19 protein-coding genes are annotated in these 18,227 nt (G+C 71.9%); 7 read left to right on the top strand and 12 right to left on the bottom strand.

Annotated elements, in window-relative coordinates:
* Window positions 1-13 precede the first annotated feature (13 nt).
* Both ACFYZQ_RS36050 and ACFYZQ_RS36055 read left to right on the top strand, forming a co-directional pair.
* The gene (locus ACFYZQ_RS36050; protein ID WP_389157362.1) at window positions 14-730 is read left to right on the top strand and encodes a DsbA family oxidoreductase; all 717 of its coding nucleotides are present in this window, start codon (window positions 14-16) and stop codon (window positions 728-730) included.
* A 97-nt stretch (window positions 731-827) separates the two neighbouring features.
* Window positions 828-1,892: an aminotransferase class V-fold PLP-dependent enzyme gene (locus tag ACFYZQ_RS36055; RefSeq protein ID WP_389157365.1), complete on the top strand. Its 1,065-nt coding sequence runs from the start codon at window positions 828-830 to the stop codon at window positions 1,890-1,892.
* Between the two features lie 63 nt (window positions 1,893-1,955).
* Here ACFYZQ_RS36055 and thpD read toward each other — a convergent pair whose 3' ends face one another.
* The 6 genes from thpD to ACFYZQ_RS36085 all read right to left on the bottom strand — a co-directional run bounded on the left by thpD (window position 1,956) and on the right by ACFYZQ_RS36085 (window position 7,155).
* On the bottom strand, window positions 1,956-2,867 hold the full coding sequence (thpD, locus tag ACFYZQ_RS36060) for an ectoine hydroxylase (protein WP_389157368.1): 912 nt from the start codon (window positions 2,865-2,867) through the stop codon (window positions 1,956-1,958).
* 6 nt (window positions 2,868-2,873) lie between these two features.
* The gene (locus ACFYZQ_RS36065) at window positions 2,874-3,278 is read right to left on the bottom strand and encodes an ectoine synthase (protein ID WP_389157370.1); all 405 of its coding nucleotides are present in this window, start codon (window positions 3,276-3,278) and stop codon (window positions 2,874-2,876) included.
* A 50-nt stretch (window positions 3,279-3,328) separates the two neighbouring features.
* On the bottom strand, window positions 3,329-4,600 hold the full coding sequence (ectB, locus tag ACFYZQ_RS36070; protein WP_389157372.1) for a diaminobutyrate--2-oxoglutarate transaminase: 1,272 nt from the start codon (window positions 4,598-4,600) through the stop codon (window positions 3,329-3,331).
* Window positions 4,601-4,682: 82 nt separating this feature from the next.
* Entirely contained in the window at window positions 4,683-5,189 is a 507-nt protein-coding gene (gene ectA / locus ACFYZQ_RS36075) for a diaminobutyrate acetyltransferase (RefSeq protein WP_389157375.1), read from the bottom strand.
* 276 nt (window positions 5,190-5,465) lie between these two features.
* Window positions 5,466-5,993 (bottom strand): DinB family protein, encoded by a 528-nt coding sequence (locus tag ACFYZQ_RS36080; RefSeq protein WP_389157378.1) that lies wholly within the window; start codon window positions 5,991-5,993, stop codon window positions 5,466-5,468.
* 58 nt (window positions 5,994-6,051) lie between these two features.
* The gene (locus tag ACFYZQ_RS36085; RefSeq protein WP_389157605.1) at window positions 6,052-7,155 is read right to left on the bottom strand and encodes a pyridoxal-phosphate-dependent aminotransferase family protein; all 1,104 of its coding nucleotides are present in this window, start codon (window positions 7,153-7,155) and stop codon (window positions 6,052-6,054) included.
* Window positions 7,156-7,332: 177 nt separating this feature from the next.
* Between ACFYZQ_RS36085 and ACFYZQ_RS36090 the strand changes: the two genes are divergently transcribed.
* From ACFYZQ_RS36090 to ACFYZQ_RS36105, 4 genes are read left to right on the top strand one after another with little or no spacing between them, the layout of a single operon-like run.
* Window positions 7,333-8,196 carry a transporter substrate-binding domain-containing protein gene (locus ACFYZQ_RS36090; RefSeq protein ID WP_389157381.1) on the top strand — a complete coding sequence of 288 codons (864 nt, stop codon included), beginning with the start codon at window positions 7,333-7,335 and terminating at the stop codon, window positions 8,194-8,196.
* Complete coding sequence (locus ACFYZQ_RS36095) at window positions 8,193-9,029, top strand: amino acid ABC transporter permease (protein ID WP_389157384.1); 837 nt, start codon at window positions 8,193-8,195, stop codon at window positions 9,027-9,029. The genes ACFYZQ_RS36090 and ACFYZQ_RS36095 overlap by 4 nt, the downstream gene beginning before the upstream one ends.
* Window positions 9,026-9,820 (top strand): amino acid ABC transporter ATP-binding protein, encoded by a 795-nt coding sequence (locus ACFYZQ_RS36100; protein ID WP_389157387.1) that lies wholly within the window; start codon window positions 9,026-9,028, stop codon window positions 9,818-9,820. Before ACFYZQ_RS36095 ends, ACFYZQ_RS36100 begins: the two co-directional genes overlap by 4 nt.
* 18 nt (window positions 9,821-9,838) lie before the next feature.
* Window positions 9,839-10,930, top strand: coding sequence for an amidohydrolase family protein (locus ACFYZQ_RS36105; RefSeq protein WP_389157390.1), 1,092 nt, complete (start codon window positions 9,839-9,841; stop codon window positions 10,928-10,930).
* A gap of 137 nt (window positions 10,931-11,067) precedes the next feature.
* On the opposite strand, the gene cobC is transcribed toward ACFYZQ_RS36105, so the two are convergent.
* Genes cobC through cobM form a run of 6 tightly spaced genes read right to left on the bottom strand, consistent with a single transcriptional unit; the run spans window position 11,068 to window position 17,391 of the window.
* Window positions 11,068-12,132, bottom strand: a complete 1,065-nt coding sequence (gene cobC / locus ACFYZQ_RS36110; RefSeq protein ID WP_389157393.1) for an Rv2231c family pyridoxal phosphate-dependent protein CobC — start codon at window positions 12,130-12,132, stop codon at window positions 11,068-11,070.
* Entirely contained in the window at window positions 12,122-13,051 is a 930-nt protein-coding gene (locus ACFYZQ_RS36115) for a sirohydrochlorin chelatase (protein ID WP_389157396.1), read from the bottom strand. Before ACFYZQ_RS36115 ends, cobC begins: the two co-directional genes overlap by 11 nt.
* Window positions 13,048-13,635: a precorrin-8X methylmutase gene (locus ACFYZQ_RS36120; protein WP_389157608.1), complete on the bottom strand. Its 588-nt coding sequence runs from the start codon at window positions 13,633-13,635 to the stop codon at window positions 13,048-13,050. Before ACFYZQ_RS36120 ends, ACFYZQ_RS36115 begins: the two co-directional genes overlap by 4 nt.
* Before the next feature lie 20 nt (window positions 13,636-13,655).
* Window positions 13,656-15,338, bottom strand: coding sequence for a precorrin-3B C(17)-methyltransferase (cobJ, locus tag ACFYZQ_RS36125; protein WP_389157399.1), 1,683 nt, complete (start codon window positions 15,336-15,338; stop codon window positions 13,656-13,658).
* Window positions 15,335-16,576 (bottom strand): precorrin-6y C5,15-methyltransferase (decarboxylating) subunit CbiE, encoded by a 1,242-nt coding sequence (cbiE, locus tag ACFYZQ_RS36130; protein ID WP_389157402.1) that lies wholly within the window; start codon window positions 16,574-16,576, stop codon window positions 15,335-15,337. The genes cobJ and cbiE overlap by 4 nt, the downstream gene beginning before the upstream one ends.
* Window positions 16,573-17,391, bottom strand: coding sequence for a precorrin-4 C(11)-methyltransferase (gene cobM / locus ACFYZQ_RS36135; RefSeq protein WP_389157404.1), 819 nt, complete (start codon window positions 17,389-17,391; stop codon window positions 16,573-16,575). The genes cbiE and cobM overlap by 4 nt, the downstream gene beginning before the upstream one ends.
* Before the next feature lie 102 nt (window positions 17,392-17,493).
* Between cobM and ACFYZQ_RS36140 the strand changes: the two genes are divergently transcribed.
* Window positions 17,494-18,225, top strand: coding sequence for a ZIP family metal transporter (locus ACFYZQ_RS36140; RefSeq protein WP_389157406.1), 732 nt, complete (start codon window positions 17,494-17,496; stop codon window positions 18,223-18,225).
* Window positions 18,226-18,227 lie beyond the last annotated feature (2 nt).

Raw genomic sequence — 18,227 nt, forward strand, 5'->3', positions numbered from 1 at the left:
ACCTGGAGAGCACATGCGCGTCGAGATCTGGACGGACATCGCCTGCCCCTGGTGCTACGTGGGCAAGGCCCGCTTCGACAAGGCCCTCGCGGACTTCCCGCACCGCGACCAGGTCGAGGTCGTGCACCGCTCCTTCGAACTCGACCCCGGCCGGGCCAAGGGCGACGTCCAGCCGGTGGTCGCCATGCTCACCCGGAAGTACGGCATGAGCGAGGCGCAGGCCGAGGCGGGCGAGGACAACCTGGGCGCGCAGGCGGCCGCCGAGGGCCTGGAGTACCGCACCCGCGGCCGTGACCACGGCAACACCTTCGACATGCACCGCCTGCTGCACTTCGCCAAGGAGCAGGGCCGGCAGGACGCGCTGATCCAGATCCTGTACCGGGCGAACTTCGCCGAGGAGCGGTCGGTCTTCACCGAGGGCGACGAGCGGCTGGTCGAGCTGGCCACCGAGGCCGGACTGGACGCCGAGGCCGTCCGCGCGGTGCTCGCCGACCCGGACGCGTACGCCGACGAGGTCCGCGCCGACGAGCGCGAGGCGGCACAGCTCGGCGCGACCGGGGTGCCCTTCTTCGTCCTCGACCGCAAGTACGGGGTCTCCGGCGCCCAGCCCGCCGAGATCTTCACCCAGGCGCTGACCCAGGCATGGGGCGAGCACTCCCCGCTGAAGCTGATCGACCAGGCCGACGCCGACGCCTGTGGTCCGGACGGGTGCGCGGTGCCGCAGCACTGAGAAACCGCAGCTCAGACCGTATGTATAAGCGTTCCTGAGCGGATCCATGCACAAATCCGCAATGGACTAGGACTTCATCGGGTCGCAGAGTGGACTCATGGAGATCACGGAGAAGTCGTTCGAGAACCTCGTCCGCGCCGAGTTCGCTCCGAAGAGCACCTATCTCAACACCGCGAGCAACAGCCTGCTGCCCGCCCGTACCGTAGCCGCCCTGCACGAGGCGGCGCTGCTGCGGGCCGAGGGCCGGCCGCTGACCTCGCTGTACGAGGACGTGGAGGCCTGCCGGGCCGGGTACGCCCGGCTCGCCGGCGTCCCGGCCACCCGGGTCGCGGTGGGCGCCTCGGTCGCCGCGCACACCGGGGTGATCGCCGCCGCGCTGCCCGCGGGCGCCGAAGTCCTGACCGCCGAGGACGACTTCACCTCGGTGCTGAACCCGTTCCACGTCCGCGGCGACCTCAAGGTGCGCAACGTTCCGTTGGAGCGGATCGCCGAGTCGGTCCGCCCGGACACCGCGCTCGTCGCGGTCAGCGCCGTCCAGTCGGCCGACGGGCGGATCGCCGACCTGGCCGCTCTGCGTGAGGCCGCCCGGGCGCACGGGGCGCGTACCTACGTCGACTTCTCCCAGTCGGCCGGCTGGCTGCCGATGGACGCCGACGCCTACGACTTCTCCGCCTCGGTCTCCTTCAAGTGGCTGCTCGGCCCGCACGGCGCGGCCTTCTTCGTGGTCCCGGAGGACTTCGGCGGGCTGACACCGATGCTCGCGGGCTGGGTCGCGGGGGAGGAACCGTGGGACAGCTGCTACGGCCCGGTCGCCGAACTCGCCCATTCCGCAAGGCGGTTCGACCTGACCCACGCGCTGTTCACCTTCGCGGGACTGCGCCGCTCCCTGGAGCTGATCGAAGAGCTCGGTGTGGCCGCCGTCCACGAGCACGACCTCGCGCTCGCCGACCGCTTCCGGACCGGGCTCGCGGCACTCGGACACGAGCCCGTGTCCGCGCCGGGATCGGCCATCGTGTCGGTGCCCGGGCTGGGGGACCGGCAACCGGAACTGAGCCGCGCCGGGATCGAGGTCTCCAACCGCGCGGGCAATCTCCGCGCGGCCTTCCACCTGTACAACACCCCCACGGACGTCGACCGCCTGCTGGCCGCCCTGTCCGCCTGACACGACCGGGCCGGGGCCCCGCGTCCCACACGAGAAGGCCCCGGCCCGGCGGTCGTTGGGCGGTTACTTCACCGGGGTGAAGTCCCGCGCCCCGATGAACTCCGGTCGCCGTACCGGAGCGGCGAACGGCTCCACCGCCTCGTTCTCCACGCTGTTGAAGACGATGAAGACGTTGCTGCGCGGGAACGGCGTGATGTTGTCGCCGGAACCGTGCATGCAGTTGCAGTCGAACCAGGTCGCCGAGCCGGCCTTGCCGGTGAACAGCTTGATGCCGTACTCGCTCGCCATCTTGGTGAGCGCCTGGTCGGAGGGCGTGCCCGCGTCCTGCATCTGCAGCGACTTCTTGTAGTTGTCCTTGGGCGTGGCCCCGGCACAGCCCAGGAACGTCCGGTGCGAGCCCGGCATGATCATGAGCCCGCCGTTGGTGTCGTAGTTCTCGGTCAGCGCGATCGAGACGGACACCGTCCGCATGTTCGGCAGGCCGTCCTCGGCGTGCCAGGTCTCGAAGTCCGAGTGCCAGTAGAAGCCGCTCGCGCCGAAGCCCGGCTTGACGTTGATCCGGGACTGGTGCACGTACACGTCCGAGCCGAGGATCTGCCGGGCACGCCCGACGACCCGCTCGTCCCGCACCAGCTTCGCGAACAGCTCGCTGATCCGGTGGACCTCGAAGACGGACCGGATCTCCTGCGACCGCGGCTCGACGATCGACCGCTCGTCGGCACGGATCTCCGGGGAGTTGACCAGCCGGTCGAGCTCCTGCCGGTAGACGGCGACCTCTTCGTCGGTGATCAGCTGGTCGACGGCGAGGAAGCCGTCACGCTCGTACGACTGCAGGTCGGCCGTCGAGATTTGACCGGGGGTGTCGGGGGAGCCCCAGACGACCGGGTCCTGGCGCGGGGTCGCGACCTCGGTGGCGCCACGGCTCGGGTACAGATCGGTGACGGTGGGCACGGTGGTGGTGGTCGTGGTGGTCACTGGTTGTCACACCTCCTCGGGCTCGGTGAGCAGCGGGTAGACGCCGTTCTCGTCGTGGTCCTCCCGTCCGGTCACGGGCGGGTTGAACACGCAGAGGCAGCGGAAGTCCTCCTTGATGCGCAGCGTGTGCCGCTCATGGCCGTCGAGGAGGTACATGGTGCCGGGGGTGATCGTGTACGTCTTCCCGGTCTCGTGGTCGGAGAGCTCGGCCTCGCCCTCGACGCAGACAACGGCCTCGATGTGGTTGGCGTACCACATCGACGTCTCCGTGCCGGCGTACAGAATCGTTTCGTGCAGGGAGAAGCCGACACGCTCCTTGGCCAGCACGATGCGCTTGCTCTCCCAGGTACCGGACGCGGCCTTCACATGCCGGTCGGTGCCTTCGATGTCCTTGAACGAACGGACGATCACGGTGGTCCACTTCCTCCTTGCTGGTTTCCTGCCGGGTGGCGGTCAGGCGGTCAGGCGGTCTCGCGGACGGCGCGGGCGAGGACGCGCAGGCCCTCGTCGAGCTCCTCCGGCGTGATGGTGAGGGCCGGCAGCAGCTTGACGACCTCGCTCTCCGGACCGGAGGTCTCGATGAGCAGCCCCAGTTCGAAGGCACGCTTCGCGACCCGGCCCGCGCGGCCCTTGTCGTGGAACTCCAGGCCCCAGACCAGACCGCGGCCGCGGTACTCCTTGACGTCGGCGAGGTTCTCCTCGGTGATGGCGATCAGCGCCTGCTCGACCTGCTCGCCGCGGGCCCGGGTCTGCTTCTCCATCGCCGAGCCGTCGGTCCAGTACGTCTCCAGGGCCGCGGTCGCGGTGACGAACGCCGGGTTGTTGCCGCGGAAGGTGCCGTTGTGCTCGCCCGGCTCCCAGATGTCCAGCTCGGGCTTGAACAGGCACAGCGACATCGGCAGTCCGTAGCCGCTGATGGACTTCGACACGGTGACGATGTCCGGCACGATCCCGGCCTCCTCGAAGGAGAAGAAGGCGCCGGTACGGCCGCAGCCCATCTGGATGTCGTCGACGATCAGCAGCATGTCCTGGCGCTCGCACAGGTCCTTGAGCGCGCGCAGCCACTCGGGCCGGGCCACGTTGATGCCGCCCTCGCCCTGCACCGTCTCCACGATCACGGCGGCGGGCTTGTTGAGGCCGGACCCCTGGTCCTCGAGCAGCCGCTCGAACCACAGGAAGTCCTCGACCGTGCCGTCGAAGTAGTTGTCGAAGGGCATCGGGGTGCCGTGCACCAGCGGGATGCCCGCGCCGGCCCGCTTGAAGGCGTTGCCGGTGACGGCGAGGGAGCCGAGGGACATGCCGTGGAAGGCGTTGGTGAAGGACACGATCGCCTCGCGCCCCTTGACCTTGCGGGCCAGCTTCAGCGCGGACTCCACGGCGTTGGTGCCGGTCGGGCCCGGGAACATGACCTTGTACTGCAGGTCGCGGGGGCGCAGCACCAGGTTCTGGAAGGACTCCAGGAAGGCGCGCTTGGCGCTGGTGGACATGTCGAGGCCGTGCGTGACGCCGTCACGTTCCAGGTAGTCGATCAACGCCCGTTTCAGCACGGGGTTGTTGTGACCGTAGTTGAGAGAGCCGGCGCCGGCGAAGAAGTCGAGGTACTGATGGCCGTCCTCGTCGAACATGCGGCTGCCCTGCGCGCGGTCGAAGACGGTGGGCCAGCCGCGGCAGTAGCTGCGCACCTCGGACTCCACGGTCTGGAAGACGCTGAGGTCGGGCTGGGTGATGGTCACGACGAATCGCTCCTCGGTGCGTGGGGGGGAAGTGCGTGGGGGAGTGCGGGGGAGTCTGTGGGGGGTTCGGCAGGCGAGGGGGTCAGAAGGTGAGCGGGCCGATCCGGTACAGGACCTCGCTCTCGTGCGGCCCGTCGGGGAACAGGCCGGTGTCGAAGAGCACCTCGCGGGAGACCGTGGCGCCGTGGCGCTCGGCGAACGAGGTGAACAGCCGCTCGGACGCGGTGTTGCCCGGGGTGATCGTGGTCTCGACCCAGCTGATCCCGCGCTCGGCCCCGAGGCGCGCGGCCAGTGACTCGATGAGCGCGGCGGCGATCCCCCGGCCGCGGTGGGCCGCGTCGACCGCCACCTGCCAGACGAGCAGGGTGTGCGGCTGCTCCGGCCGAACGTACCCGGTGAGGAATCCGATCGGGCTCCCGTCGGCCCCGCGGGCCACCGCGGACGTGCCGGCGAAGTCGCGACACCACAGCAGATAGCTGTAGGAGGAGTTCAGGTCGAGGGTTTCGGAGTCCTTGGCGATGCGCCAGAGCGCGGCTCCGTCCGCAACCGCCGGGCGGTCGATGAGCAGGTCTGCTTGTGCGGCAGTCATGCGAATTGAATTTACCGGTGGAAATTCAAAAATGCATGGCCGAACGGGGTTACTTCAGTGGGGGTCCTGTGTTATCGCGCGGGCGCGGGCATGTGCGCGACGAGGCGGATATTTGTGCCGGTTTGTCCGGGATGAAACGGGCAAACCGGGAAGCCTGTGCAATGCGTCACAGCCGTGTAACCCGCTTCACAAACCACTGCGTTTACGCCCAGGAAAAGCGGGCAGAAGCACATGGGAAAGCTACCCAGAAATAAGAATTAGCAAATCACCGTGAATTCACGCTCCGGTTGCACCGTCAATACGCTCACGCAGAATGTCCGCGTGACCGTTGTGCCGGGCGTACTCCTCGACCATGTGCATGAGCACCCAGCGCAGACTGACCTCGACGCCTGTCAACGGCCCGTCGGTGATCCTCCCGGTGTCGTCCAGCGACCGCCCGGCGCACACCTCCTGCCCGCGGGCGATCTCGCGCCGCCAGGCGGCGAGCGCCTCGTCCATCCCCCGGCCGGGATCGAGGGTGTACCCGGTCTCCTCCTCGAAGACGGGCGGCGCGTCGAGACCGGCGACGACCCGCTGGAACCAGTTGCGCTCCACCTCCGCGAGGTGCTGCACCAGCCCCAGCAGTGTGAGCGACGACGGCTCGGCCGACGCCAGCCGCACCTGCGCGTCGTCCAGCCCCGCGCACTTCAGCTCCAGCGTGGCCCGGTGGAAGGCCAGCCAGCTCTCCAGCATGGGCCGTTCGGCACCGGTCATGAGGGGAACGGGCCGACCGTCGGGCAGGGTCTGGGGCGTGTCCGGGGTCATACGGGGGATCATGGCACGGGGCTCTGGCGCCGGCGCTCGTTTCCGGCCGGGACCGGCCTCACCGCCGCCAGGCGTCCTCCACCGTCCGCCGGGCCCCGTTCGGGTCCACGTTCAGCCCCAGTTCGGCCAGCGCGGCGCCCAGTGCCGCCAAGGAAGCCCGCACCGCGTCCGCCGTCGCGTCGGGACCGTAGTGGTTGACCCGGATCATCTCCTTGGCCAGTGCCCCACCGCCCGCGGCCAGCGGCAGCGCGGGGTCGGTCGCCAGGGCACGGGCGACCACCTCCGAGGCCACCACTCCCGACGGCACCCGCAGCGTGGTCGCCACCGGCGCCGCGTCCCGCTCCTCGTACACATACGGCTCCAGGCCGCCGCCCAGCGCCGCCGCCCCGGCCCGTGTGGCCAGCGCCGCGCTTCGGTGCCGGGCCATCACCGTCTCCAGTCCCGCCGTCTCGATCCGCTCCAGGCAGGCTTCCAGGGCGAGCATCTCGAGCTGGGCGGGAGCGTGCAGCAGCGCCTTGCGGCCGCCGTCGATCCAGCGCTCCTTCCAGTCGAGCAGCGACAGGTACGAGCGCCGGGGCGCCCGCGGGTTCGCCGCCATCCGTGCCCAGGCCCGCTCGCTCACCGACACCGCCGACACACCCGCCGGACCGCCCATCGCCTTCTGCGCCCCGATCACGCACAGGTCCACACCCCACGCGTCCGGCAGCACGGGCTCGGCGCCCACCGAGGCGACCGCGTCCAGATAGAAGAGGGCGCCCTGCTCCCGTACCGCCTCGCCGATCTCCGCGACCGGGTTGGTGTTGCCGGTGGCCGCCTCCGCGTGCACGAGCGACACGAAGTCGATCTCCGGGTGCTGGGCGAAGGCCTCCCGGATCTGCGCCGCCGTGACCGCCGTGTGGAAGGGCACCGCCAGGTCGTGCACCGTGGCGCCGCAGTCCCGCAGCCAGTTCCCGAACGTCTGCCCGTACGGGCCGGTGATGACGTTCAACGCGGTCGTGCCCGGTCCGGCCGCCGCCCGGATCGCCCCCTCCAGCGGCAGCAGCGCCTCACCCTGCGTGATCACGACGTCCTGCCGGGTGTCGAGCAGCCGTGCCACCCGGTCCTCGATCGAGGCGAACCGCGCGGCGCTCAGCGGGGGGAGATCGAGGAAGGCGTGGGTCACGGTGATGCTCTCTTCGCTCACGGGGAACAGGTGAAGTCGAGCGTAACCAACCGAAGTCGGTCACCCGCGACCGGTGACTTCTTAGGTTGGACGACCTTGTAGCCATCGGATTGGTTTGAGAAACCCAAAGTTTTCCTTATTATCGGAACCCAAAGTTTCCTCACAGGGAGGCCCCCCGTGCACACCCCCTCCGGGCGCCGGACCCGCGTCCTGGCCGCCACCACCGCGACGGCCGGTCTGGTGCTCGTGGCTGCCGCCGCCTCCGGCTGCACCTCCACCGGCAACGGCGGCAGCGGCTCGAAGACCGCCGCCGGCGGGGTCAGGCTCGTCAAGGCGGGACAGCTCACCACCTGCACCCACCTGCCGTACCCGCCCTTCCAGTCGGAGATCGACGGCAAGGTCCAGGGCTTCGACGTCTCGCTCGTCGACCTGGTGGCCAAGGACCTCGGAGTGAAGCAGGCCATCGTCGACACGCCCTTCGAGAACTTCAAGACGGGCGCCTTCCTCAACTCCGGCCAGTGCGACCTGGCCGCGGCCGGCATGACCATCACCGCCGAGCGCAAGAAGAACGTCGACTTCTCCGACCCGTACTTCAACGCCACCCAGGCCGTCCTCGTCGACAAGAAGAGCGGCATCGACTCGCTCGCCGACGTCAAGGCCAAGGGCAAGAAGCTCGGCGCCCAGGCGCAGACCACCGGCGAGGACTACGTGAAGAAGCAGGGCTACGACCCGGTCTCCTTCGAGTCCTCCGACGCGGTCCTCAACGGCCTGCGCACCGGCCAGGTCCAGGCCGTCGTCATCGACTACCCCGTGGTCCAGGGCTGGCTCAAGGACAAGGCCAACGCCGCCCGCTTCAAGACGGTCGACAACATCAACACCGGCGAGCAGTACGGCTTCACGGTGAAGAAGGGCAACACCAAGCTCCGCGCCGCCATCAACAAGGCGCTCGCCGACGCCAAGGCCGACGGCACGTACAAGAAGCTGTACGAGAAGTGGATCGGCCCGTACGACGCCGCCGCGGCCTCCCCCTCCGCCTCATGATCGACATCGCCGACGCCGAGGTGCGGCCCAGGAAGAAGGGCCTGTCCCGCCGCCAGAAGCGCAGGCTGTCGCGGGGCGTCCAGTACGCCGTGTTCGTCGCCGCCGTGATCGCCTTCGCGGTGACGGCCGACTGGGGACAGCTCCAGAACCAGTTCGCGCAGGCCCACATCGCCCGGCAGATGTTCCCGGACGTCATCACGCTGGCGCTGAAGAACACCGTGCTGTACACCGTGTCCGGCTTCGTCGTCGGCCTGGTGCTCGGCATGGTCATCGCCCTGATGCGGCTGTCGTCCGTGGGGCCCTACCGCTGGCTCGCCGGCATCTACATCGAGATCTTCCGCGGCCTGCCCGCCCTGCTGATCTTCATCTTCATCGGCGTGGCCGTGCCACTGGCCTTCCCCGGCACCGAGATCATCGGCGGCACCTACGGCAAGGTGGCCCTCGCGCTCGGCCTGGTGGCGGCCGCGTACATGGCCGAGACGATCCGCGCCGGCATCCAGGCGGTGCCCAAGGGCCAGATGGAGGCGGCCCGTTCGCTGGGCTTCTCGCCCGCCCGGGCCATGGCCTCGATCATCGTCCCGCAGGCCTTCCGGATCATCCTCCCGCCGCTCACCAACGAGTTCGTCCAGCTCTTCAAGGACTCCTCACTGGTGCTGTTCCTCGGCGTCACCCTGGAGGAACGCGAACTCTCCAAGTTCGGCCGCGACCTGGCCAGCACCACCGCCAACTCCACGCCGATCCTCGTCGCCGGCCTGTGCTACCTGCTGGTCACGATCCCGCTCGGCTTCGTCGTCCGCCGTATGGAGGCCAAGGCCCAGGAGGCCGTCAAGTGAGCACCCCCGAGGTCCGGATCCAGGATTTGCACAAGTCCTTCGGCGACAACCACGTGCTGCGCGGCATCGACCTGGAGATCCGCCAGGGCGAGGTCGTCTGCGTCATCGGCCCCTCCGGCTCCGGCAAGTCGACCCTGCTGCGCTGCGTCAACCTCCTCGAGGAACCCACCAAGGGCCGGGTCCACGTCGGCGGCGTCGAACTGACCGACCCCGACGTCGACATCGACGCCGCCCGCCGTCGCATCGGCATGGTCTTCCAGCAGTTCAACCTCTTCCCGCACCTGACGGTGACCGAGAACCTCACCCTCCCGCAGCGCCGGGTGCTCGGCCGGGACAAGACGACGGCCGCACGGGTGGCCGCCGAGAACCTGCAGCGTGTGGGCCTGTCGGAAAAGGCCGACGCCTACCCCTCCGCCCTCTCCGGCGGCCAGCAGCAGCGGGTGGCCATCGCCCGCGCGCTGGCGATGGGCCCCGAGGTGATGCTCTTCGACGAGCCGACCTCGGCGCTCGACCCGGAGCTGGTGGGCGACGTCCTGGCCGTGATGCGGATGCTCGCGCACGAGGGCATGACCATGATCGTCGTCACCCACGAGATGACCTTCGCCCGCGAGGTGGCCGACCGGGTCGTCTTCATGGACGACGGCGTCATCGTCGAGGACGGCACGCCGGACCAGGTCATCGGCGCCCCCGCCCACGAACGCACCCGCCACTTCCTCTCCCGCCTCCTGGACCCGGCGAGGGCCGAGGTGGAGGAGGAGACCGCGGACCAGGTGGGCAAGGGAAGCCAGTAGCTCATTAAGGTGCGGTACATGAGCGATCAAGCGGTGCTGCACGTGAAGGGCCGGATCCTCGTGGGCCCGGACGAGGTCCGCGACGAACTGTGGGTCGTGGACGGCCGGATCTCCTACGACCGCCCCGCCGGTGCCCTCGAGGTGACGACCGTCGAGGGTTGGGCGCTGCCCGGCCTCGTCGACGCACACTGCCACGTCGGTCTCGGCGCGCACGGCCCGGTGGACAAGGACGTGGCCGAGCAGCAGGCGCTGACCGACCGTGAGGCCGGCACGCTGCTGATCCGCGACGCCGGCTCGCCCTCCGACACCCGCTGGATCGACGACCGCGACGACCTTCCGAAGATCATCCGGGCCGGCCGCCACATCGCCCGCACCCGCCGGTACATCCGTGGCTACGCCCACGAGATCGAGCCGGACGACCTCGTCGCGTACGTCACCCAGGAGGCCCGGCGCGGCGACGGCTGGGTCAAGCTGGTCGGCGACTGGATCGACCGCGACCTCGGCGACCTGTCCGCGTGCTGGCCGCGCGAGGCGGCCGAGGCGGCCATCACCGAGGCCCACCGCCTCGGCGCCCGCGTGACCGCCCACTGCTTCGCCGAGGACTCGCTGCGCGACCTGGTCGAGGCCGGCATCGACTGCATCGAGCACGCGACCGGCCTGACCGAGGACCTGATCCCCCTGTTCGCCTCCCGGGGCGTCGCGATCGTCCCCACCCTGGTCAACATCGCCACCTTCCCCCGGCTCGCCGACGGCGGCGAGTCCAAGTTCCCGCGCTGGTCCGCCCACATGCGCCGCCTTCACGAGAGGCGCTACGACACAGTGCGTGCCGCCTACGACGCCGGGATCCCGGTATACGTCGGCACGGACGCCGGCGGCTCACTCGCCCACGGCCTGGTCGCCGGCGAGGTGGCGGAACTGGTCACCGCCGGCATCCCCCCGACCGAGGCCCTGTCGGCGACCACCTGGTCCGCCCGCAAGTGGCTCGCCCGCCCCGGCCTGGAGGAGGGCGCACCGGCGGACCTGGTGGTGTACGAGACGGATCCGCGGACGGACGTGCGGGTCCTGGCGGCACCGCGGCGCGTGGTACTGAACGGGACGGTGATGGAGTAGCCCGCCCCCACGTCCGACCCCGACGCGCAGGGGCGGAGCCCCAGGTGGGGGCACTTCTCAGTCGGCTGTCACGGGTGGGTGGGAAACCCCGGGGTCCAGGGGCGGAGCCCCTGGCGGGGCCTGGGGCAGAGCCCCAGCTACCCCAGCGCGACGGACAGCGCCCGCAGAAACCCGTCCACCGTCCCCCGGTCCCGCACAGCGACCCGCACCCACTCCTCCCCGAGCCCGGGAAACGTGTCCCCCCGCCGCACCGCGTACCCCAGCTCCCGCAACCGCTCCCGCACCGCACCCGCCCCCGGCATCCGCACCAGGACGAACGGCCCCTCCGCAGGGGACACCACCCGCACGCCCGACCCGGCGAACGCCGACAGCCCCGCCACCAGATGAGCCCGGTCGGACGCCACCCGGTGCGCCGCGTGGGCCGCCTCCGCAAGCGCCCGGGGTGCGACGCACGCCGCCGCCGCGGCCAGCGCCGGCGTGGACACCGGCCACAGCGGCTGGGCCCGCTCCAGCTCCCCGATCGTCTCCGGCGCGGCCAGTACGTAGCCGATCCGCAGCCCGGCCAGCCCCCACGTCTTGGTCAGGCTGCGCAGCACCACCAGCCCGGGCACATCCGTCCGCCCGGCCAGCGCCTCCCGCTCACCCGGCACGGCGTCCATGAACGCCTCGTCGACCACCAGCACCCGCCCGGGCCGGGCGAGGGAGGCGATCACCCCGGCCGGATGCAGCACCGACGTGGGATTCGTCGGGTTGCCGATCACCACCAGGTCCGCATCCTGCGGCACCTGCGCCGGATCCAGCCGGAACCCGTCCGCCTCGCGCAGCAGCACCCGGCCGACCGTGTGCCCCGCGTCCCGCAACGCCACCTCCGGCTCGGTGAACTGCGGATGCACGACCACCGGCCGGCGCACCTCAAGCGCCCGCGCCAGCAGCACGAACGCCTCCGCCGCCCCCGCCGTCAGCAGCACCCGCTCCACCGGCAGCCCATGCCGTGCCGCCACCGCGGCCCGCGCGGCCCGGCCGTCCGGGTAGGCGGCGAGCGAGGCCAGCGACCCGGCGATGCGCTCCCGCAGCCAGGCGGGCGGGGTGTCCGCGCGGACGTTGACGGCGAGGTCGACCAGCGCGGCCCCGTCGTCACGGACCTCGGCGTCCCCGTGGTGGCGCAGATCGTGCTGCCGCGTGACGGTGTCCTCAGTGCGCATGGCTGTGTGCGTGCCCCCCGTGATGGTGATGCCCGTGTCCGTGGCCGTCCTCGTCGTCCGGGTGGAAGTGCGGCTGCTGCGGCAGACCCACCTTGTCCTCGAAGCCGGGCAGCGCGATGCGGTACACGCACGAGTCGCAGTTCATCCTGAGGTCGCCCTTGACGGCCTCCTCGTACCGCTCCATCACCAGGTCGAGCAGCTCCGGTTCGGGTCCGATGACGTCCGCCGACCGCACCTCGACCTCCGGGTGCGCCGCGGCCCAGCCCTCGGTCTGCTGCCGTACCCGGTCGGGCAGGATCCCGGTGAACAGGAAGTACGGCAGGACCACGATCCGCCGTGCCCCGAGCTTCGCGCACCGGTCGAGGCCGCTCGGCACGTCCGGTGCCGCGAGCGACACGAACGCCGTCTCCACACCGGCGTACCCGCGTCCCTCCCACAGCAGCCGGGCGGCCTTGTGCACCTCGGCGTTGGCGTCCGGGTCGGTCGAGCCGCGCCCGACGAGCAGCACGGTCACGTCGGCCCGGTCCTCCGGCCTGCGCACCGAGGAGCCGAGCGCCTCGTCCAGCCGCCGCTCCAGCACGTTCAGCAGCGCCGGGTGCGGCCCGAGCGGACGGCCGTAGGTGTAGGAGATCCCGGGGTGCCGCTCCTTCTCGCGGGCCAGCGCGGCCGGTATGTCGCCCTTGGCGTGCCCGGCGGACACCAGCATCAGCGGAACGGCGGCGAAACGGCGTACGCCCTTCTCCACCAGCTCGGTCACCGCATCGCCCAGCGGCGGTGGGGACAGTTCGATGAAGCCGCCCGCGACAGGCAGTTCGGGGTGGCGGCGGCCCAGCTCCCGGACGAAGTCGCGGAACGCCTCGGCTCCGGCGTCGTCCCGGGTGCCATGGCCGGCGATGAGCAGGGCGGGCGGGGTGGTCACGGCTTCTCCTCAGTGGAAACGGGGTGGTACAGCAGGGCGTTGAGCGCGGCGGCGGCGACCGCCGAGCCGCCCTTCTCGGACACGTTGCTCACGGCGGGCAGCCCGCTCTCGCGCAACGCGGCCTTGGACTCGGCCGCGCCGACGAACCCGACGGGCAGACCGATGACGAGCACCGGATCGGCGTCCAGCGTCAGCAGCTCCTCCAGGGCGGTCGGCGCATTGCCGATCACCCACAGGGCACCCGGGCCGACCTGGTCGTACGCCAGCCGCACGGCGTGCGCCGAACGCGTCAGCCCGGGGCCGGACTCCGCGTCCTTGAGGCGGCAGACGGTCTCCCGCCTGGTGATTCCGGCCGCGACCATCTCGACGTCCACGACCACCGGCGCCCCGGCGTGCAGAGCGGCGTGCGCCCTCTCCAGGTCACCCTCGTCCATGACGAGGTCGGTGGCGTACTCGAGGTCGGCGGCGGAGTGGATGACCCGCTCCACCACGGCCCGGGTCAGCGGCGGGAAGTGCGAGGTGTCCAGGCGGGCGCGCAGCCGCCGGTAGGACTCCACCTCGATCGGGTGGACCACACGATTCACCGGCCCCGCGACGGAGTCGCTCATGATGCACCCTCCTGCCAGCGGTAGCCGCGCGGCGTCACCATGCGGCCCGCGATCTCACGGGTCGCCGTGTTGCCCACGGTGACGACCGTCATCATGTCGACCGTCGCTGGGTCCAGCGCGGCCAGTGTCGTGACCCGGCCGGCCTCGTCCGGCCGCGAGGCGTTGCGTACGACACCGACGGGCGTCGTGGGCTCCCGGTGTTCGGCGAGGACGGCGAGCGCCTTGGGGAGCTGCCAGTCGCGACCCCGGGAACGGGGGTTGTAGAAGGTGACGACGAGGTCCGCCTCGGCCGCCGCCCGTACCCGCCGCTCGATGACCTCCCACGGCGTGTGCAGGTCGGACAGGCTGATGGACACGTGGTCGTGGCCCAGCGGCGCGCCCAGGATCGCCCCGGCCGCGAGCGCCGCGGTGACGCCGGGCACCCCGACCACGTCGATGTCCTCGGAGGCCTCGGCGAGCGCGGGGGACGCCATCGCGTACACGCCCGCGTCGCCGCTGCCGATCAGCGCGACCGCGTGCCCGGCGCGGGCCTCGGCGACCGCGGTACGGGCCCGCTCCTCCTCCGCGCCGAGCCCCGACTCCAGGATCCGGGTGCCGGGCCGCAGCAGATCGCGGATCTGGTCGACGTACTGGTCGAGCCCGACGAGCACGGAGGCCCGCCGCAGTTCCGCCTCGGCGCGCGGGGTGAGCAGGTCCCGGGCGCCCGGCCCGAGCCCGACCACCGCGAGCCGCCCGCGCCCCGGCCGCCGTACCACGGCACAGGTCGCCATCGCGGGGCTCCCGGCCGACTTCCGCTTGGGCACGAGGAGTTCGCCGCCCCGGACCAGCGCGGCCGCCTCGGCGACGGACGGCGTGCCGACGGCCGCGAGGGGCGCGTCCGACGGGTTGGGCACCTCGACGCCCGCCAGCTCCTCGGCGGAGTACGTCACCAGCGGCACCCCGAGCCGCCCGGCGGCGGCCACGATCCCGGGCTCCTCCGCCTTGGCGTCGACGGTGGCGAGCTCGGCGACGGACCTGGCGGACAGCCCGGCGTCCCGCAGCGCGGCCGCGACCAGCCCGAGCACCTCCTCGGCGGGCGCGCCCTTGGAGGCGCCGACGCCGACGACCAGGGACGGCGGCCGCAGCAGCACCTCAAGCTCGCCCGCCTCGACGTCCCGATCGGTCACCCGGATGGTGTACGCCCCTTCCGCCGCCGTCGGCAGCGGGGGCAACGGCCACACCGACTCGGCCTCCAGGGCCACCGGTTCACCGTCCAGCAGGGCCCGCGAGACGGCCGCGACGGAGCCCTCCACCGGAAACCCGAGCGTGTCGAGCCCCGGCAGTCCGACGGAGTCCGTCGCGGTGGTCACCACCGGCTCGGCACCCAGCAACCCGCCCACCTCGCGGGCGAGTTCGTTGGCGCCGCCGCCGTGCCCGCCGACCAGCGACACGGCGAACCGCCCGCCCTCGTCGACGCACACCACACCGGGGTCGGAGACCTTGTCCGTGAGCAGCGGCGCCACGAGCCGCACCACGGCCCCCGTGGCCAGGAAACACACGAGCTGCTCGCACTCCGCGAACGCGGCCCGTACGGCGTCCCCGACGGGACCCTCGTACACGCGCGTACGGTCCGGCCACGCGGCGGCCAGCCGGTCGCGCGCGGCCGCCCCCGCCGCGGTGGCGGAAATCAGGCCGATCACAGAGCAACTCCTTCGTGCAGGCCGGGGGTTCTTGCTCCCCACAGCAGGAAAACGGGATTGGTCGCCGCCAGCCGGGTCACGTCCCCCGGCAGCGGCGCGAGCCGGGACGACTGCAGCAGTACGCCGTCGCAGGTGAACCCGGCCTCGGTGAGCGCGGCCCGGGCCGTCGGGACCCGGTCCAGGGCCGCCATCGCGACGACCACGGTGCGCCGGGCCCGCCGCGCGCACTCCCCGACGATGCCGGGCAGCTCGCGCCCGCCGCCGCCGACGAACACGGCGTCGGGATCGTCGAGCCCCGCCAGCGCCTGGGGAGCCGCACCGTGCACCACGTGCACGTCGACACCGTGCGCGGCGGCGTTGGCACGGATCCGCGCCACCCCGTCCGCGGTCTTCTCGACCGCGCTGACGGCGGCACCGAGCCGCGCGCACTCCACGGCGACGGACCCGGACCCGGAGCCCACGTCCCACACCAGCTCGCCGGGGCGCGGCCCGAGCCGGGCCAGGGCCAGCGCCCGCACCTCGAACTTGGTGATCATCGAGTCGCGGTGGGCGAAGTCGACCTCGTCCAGCGCCCACCCGGCGGCAGCCGTGCCGGCCGGTCCCGCGAGCGTCCGTACGGGACCGGACGTCCGCGTCTCGTCCAGGCACAGCACGACGCTCACCGCCGTACCCCAGTCGCGTTCCGCGGCCTCGGCCGGCGTGACCCGCTCGATCCGCTCGTCCGCCGAGCCCAGTGCAGAGGCGACGACGAGGACCCGGTCCGGGGCGCTGCGGGCGAGCGCGGCGCCCAACTCGGCGGGTCCGGCGCCGGGCCCGGTCAGCACGGCGACCTTGGGGTGCGCACGGCACACGTGCACGGCCGTCCGCGGATCCCGCCCGTGCGCGCTGACCACCACCGCGTCGTCCCAGGTCAGCCCGAGCCGGGCGAAGGCGGTGGCGACGGACGACACCCCCGGCCGCACGTCCAGCCGCTCGGACCCGAACCGTTCGGCCAGCGCCCGCACGATCCCGAAGAACCCGGGATCGCCCGAGGCCAGCACGACCACGCGCCGGTCCTTGCCGACGTACTCCCCGATGGCGTCCAGGGCGGGTGCCAGCGGGCCGAGCACGATCCGCTCGGCGGTCCCGGGCAGCGCCACCGCGTCCAGGTGCCGCCGCCCGCCCACGACGAGCTCGGCCCCCGCCACCGCGTCCGCGTCGACCGGCGCCCCGGTTCCCGTGCCGACGACCGTGATCACGTACTCGCCCCCCGCTCACGCAGGGCCTTGCGGGCCTCGGGGTCGGCCTTCCGGAAGCCGTGGAAGTGACCGGGGTGGTACAGGTGCGAGCGGGTGCCCTCGGCACCCAGGGCCGGACCGACCAGGAACAGCGTGTGCTTCCAGAGCTTGTGCTCCTTGACGGTCTCCTCCAGCGTGCCGACCGTGCACCGCACGACCAGCTCCTCCGGCCACGTCGCCTGGTAGGCGACGACGACCGGGGTGCTCGTCGGGTAGCCGCCCTCCAGCAGCTCCCGCACCAGCTGCCCGCTGCGGGCGGCGGACAGGAAGATCGCCATGGTGGTGCCGTGCCGGGCGAACTCGCGTACCTCCTCACCGGGCGGCATCGGCGTCTTGCCACCGCCCAGCCGGGTGAGGACGACCGACTGCGCCACCTCGGGAATGGTCAGCTCCCGCTGCGCGAGGGCGGCCACGGCGGAGAAGGCGGAGACCCCGGGCACGACCTCCGTCGCGATCCCGATCCGGGCGCACCGGTCGAGCTGTTCCTGCGTGCCGCCCCACAGGGCCGGGTCGCCGGAGTGGATCCTGGCCACCTTCAGGCCGTCCCGGTGGGCCCGCTCGTACACGGTGACGACGTCCTCCAGGGACATGGTCGCCGAGTCCAGGATCTCCGCGTCCGCACGCGCGTGCTCGAGGACCTCCGCCTGGACCAGGCTGGCCGCCCAGATCACCACGTCGGCCTCCGCGATGGCGCGCGCGGCACGGAACGTCAGCAGGTCGGCGGCGCCGGGGCCGGCACCGACGAAGGTCACCTTGCCGGTGGGGGCATCGGCCATGAGAATCTGTCCTTCCCTACAAGTCCTACGAGCAAAGTCCTGTGAGTACGGCGGCTACGGCCGTGTGTGCGTGAGCGCGGGTCGATCGGATAGCAAGAGCACATGGCGGTCTTCGTCGCGCTGGGCGCGTTCCTGATGACGCTGGCCGGAGGGTGGACGGCACAACGCGTGACCGACCGCCGCCACCTGGTCCTGGGCCTCGCCGGAGGCCTGATGCTGGGCGTGGTCGGCCTCGACCTGCTGCCGGAGGCGCTGCACGCGGCCGGCCGCGAGGTGTTCGGTGTACCGGCGGCCCTGCTGCTGTTCGTGGCCGGCTTCCTCCTGGCCCACCTGGTGGAACGCACGCTGGCCGCCCGGCAGGCCGCGCACGGCGGTGCCGAGGGACACAACCACCGCGCACCCGAGGTGGGCCTCACGGCCGCGGGCGCGATGGTCGGCCACAGCGCCATGGACGGTGTCGCGATCGGCGCGGCCTTCCAGGTGGGCGGCGGCATGGGCGCGGCGGTCGCGCTCGCCGTCATCGCGCACGACTTCGCGGACGGTTTCAACACCTTCACCATCACCAGCCTGTACGGCAACGAGCGCCGCAAGGCCGTCGCGATGCTCGTCGCCGACGCCTGCGCGCCCGTGCTGGGCGCCGCCTCGGCCGTGTTCTTCACCATCCCGGAGGCGTTCCTCGGCGGCTATCTCGGCCTGTTCGGCGGCGCGCTGCTCTACCTCGCCGCCGCGGAGATCCTCCCCGAGGCCCACCACGAGCACCCCGCCCGTTCCACCCTGCTGTGCACGGTGGCCGGAGTGGCGTTCATCTGGCTCGTGGTCGGCCTCTCCGGCTGACG

Source organism: Streptomyces sp. NPDC001843 (assembly GCF_042891955.1).
Lineage (GTDB): Bacteria > Actinomycetota > Actinomycetes > Streptomycetales > Streptomycetaceae > Streptomyces.

Bases quoted from the DNA above. Each gene is read 5' to 3' on its own strand.
- ACFYZQ_RS36050 (WP_389157362.1), top strand. From the start codon at position 14: ATGCGCGTCGAGATCTGGACGGACATCGCCTGCCCCTGGTGCTACGTG.
- ACFYZQ_RS36055 (WP_389157365.1), top strand. From the start codon at position 828: ATGGAGATCACGGAGAAGTCGTTCGAGAACCTCGTCCGCGCCGAGTTC.
- ectA (WP_389157375.1), bottom strand. From the start codon at position 5,189: ATGACTGCCGCACAAGCAGACCTGCTCATCGACCGCCCGGCGGTTGCG.
- ACFYZQ_RS36080 (WP_389157378.1), bottom strand. From the start codon at position 5,993: ATGACCCCGGACACGCCCCAGACCCTGCCCGACGGTCGGCCCGTTCCC.
- ACFYZQ_RS36095 (WP_389157384.1), top strand. From the start codon at position 8,193: ATGATCGACATCGCCGACGCCGAGGTGCGGCCCAGGAAGAAGGGCCTG.
- ACFYZQ_RS36105 (WP_389157390.1), top strand. From the start codon at position 9,839: ATGAGCGATCAAGCGGTGCTGCACGTGAAGGGCCGGATCCTCGTGGGC.
- cobC (WP_389157393.1), bottom strand. From the start codon at position 12,132: ATGCGCACTGAGGACACCGTCACGCGGCAGCACGATCTGCGCCACCAC.
- cobM (WP_389157404.1), bottom strand. From the start codon at position 17,391: ATGGCCGATGCCCCCACCGGCAAGGTGACCTTCGTCGGTGCCGGCCCC.
- ACFYZQ_RS36140 (WP_389157406.1), top strand. From the start codon at position 17,494: ATGGCGGTCTTCGTCGCGCTGGGCGCGTTCCTGATGACGCTGGCCGGA.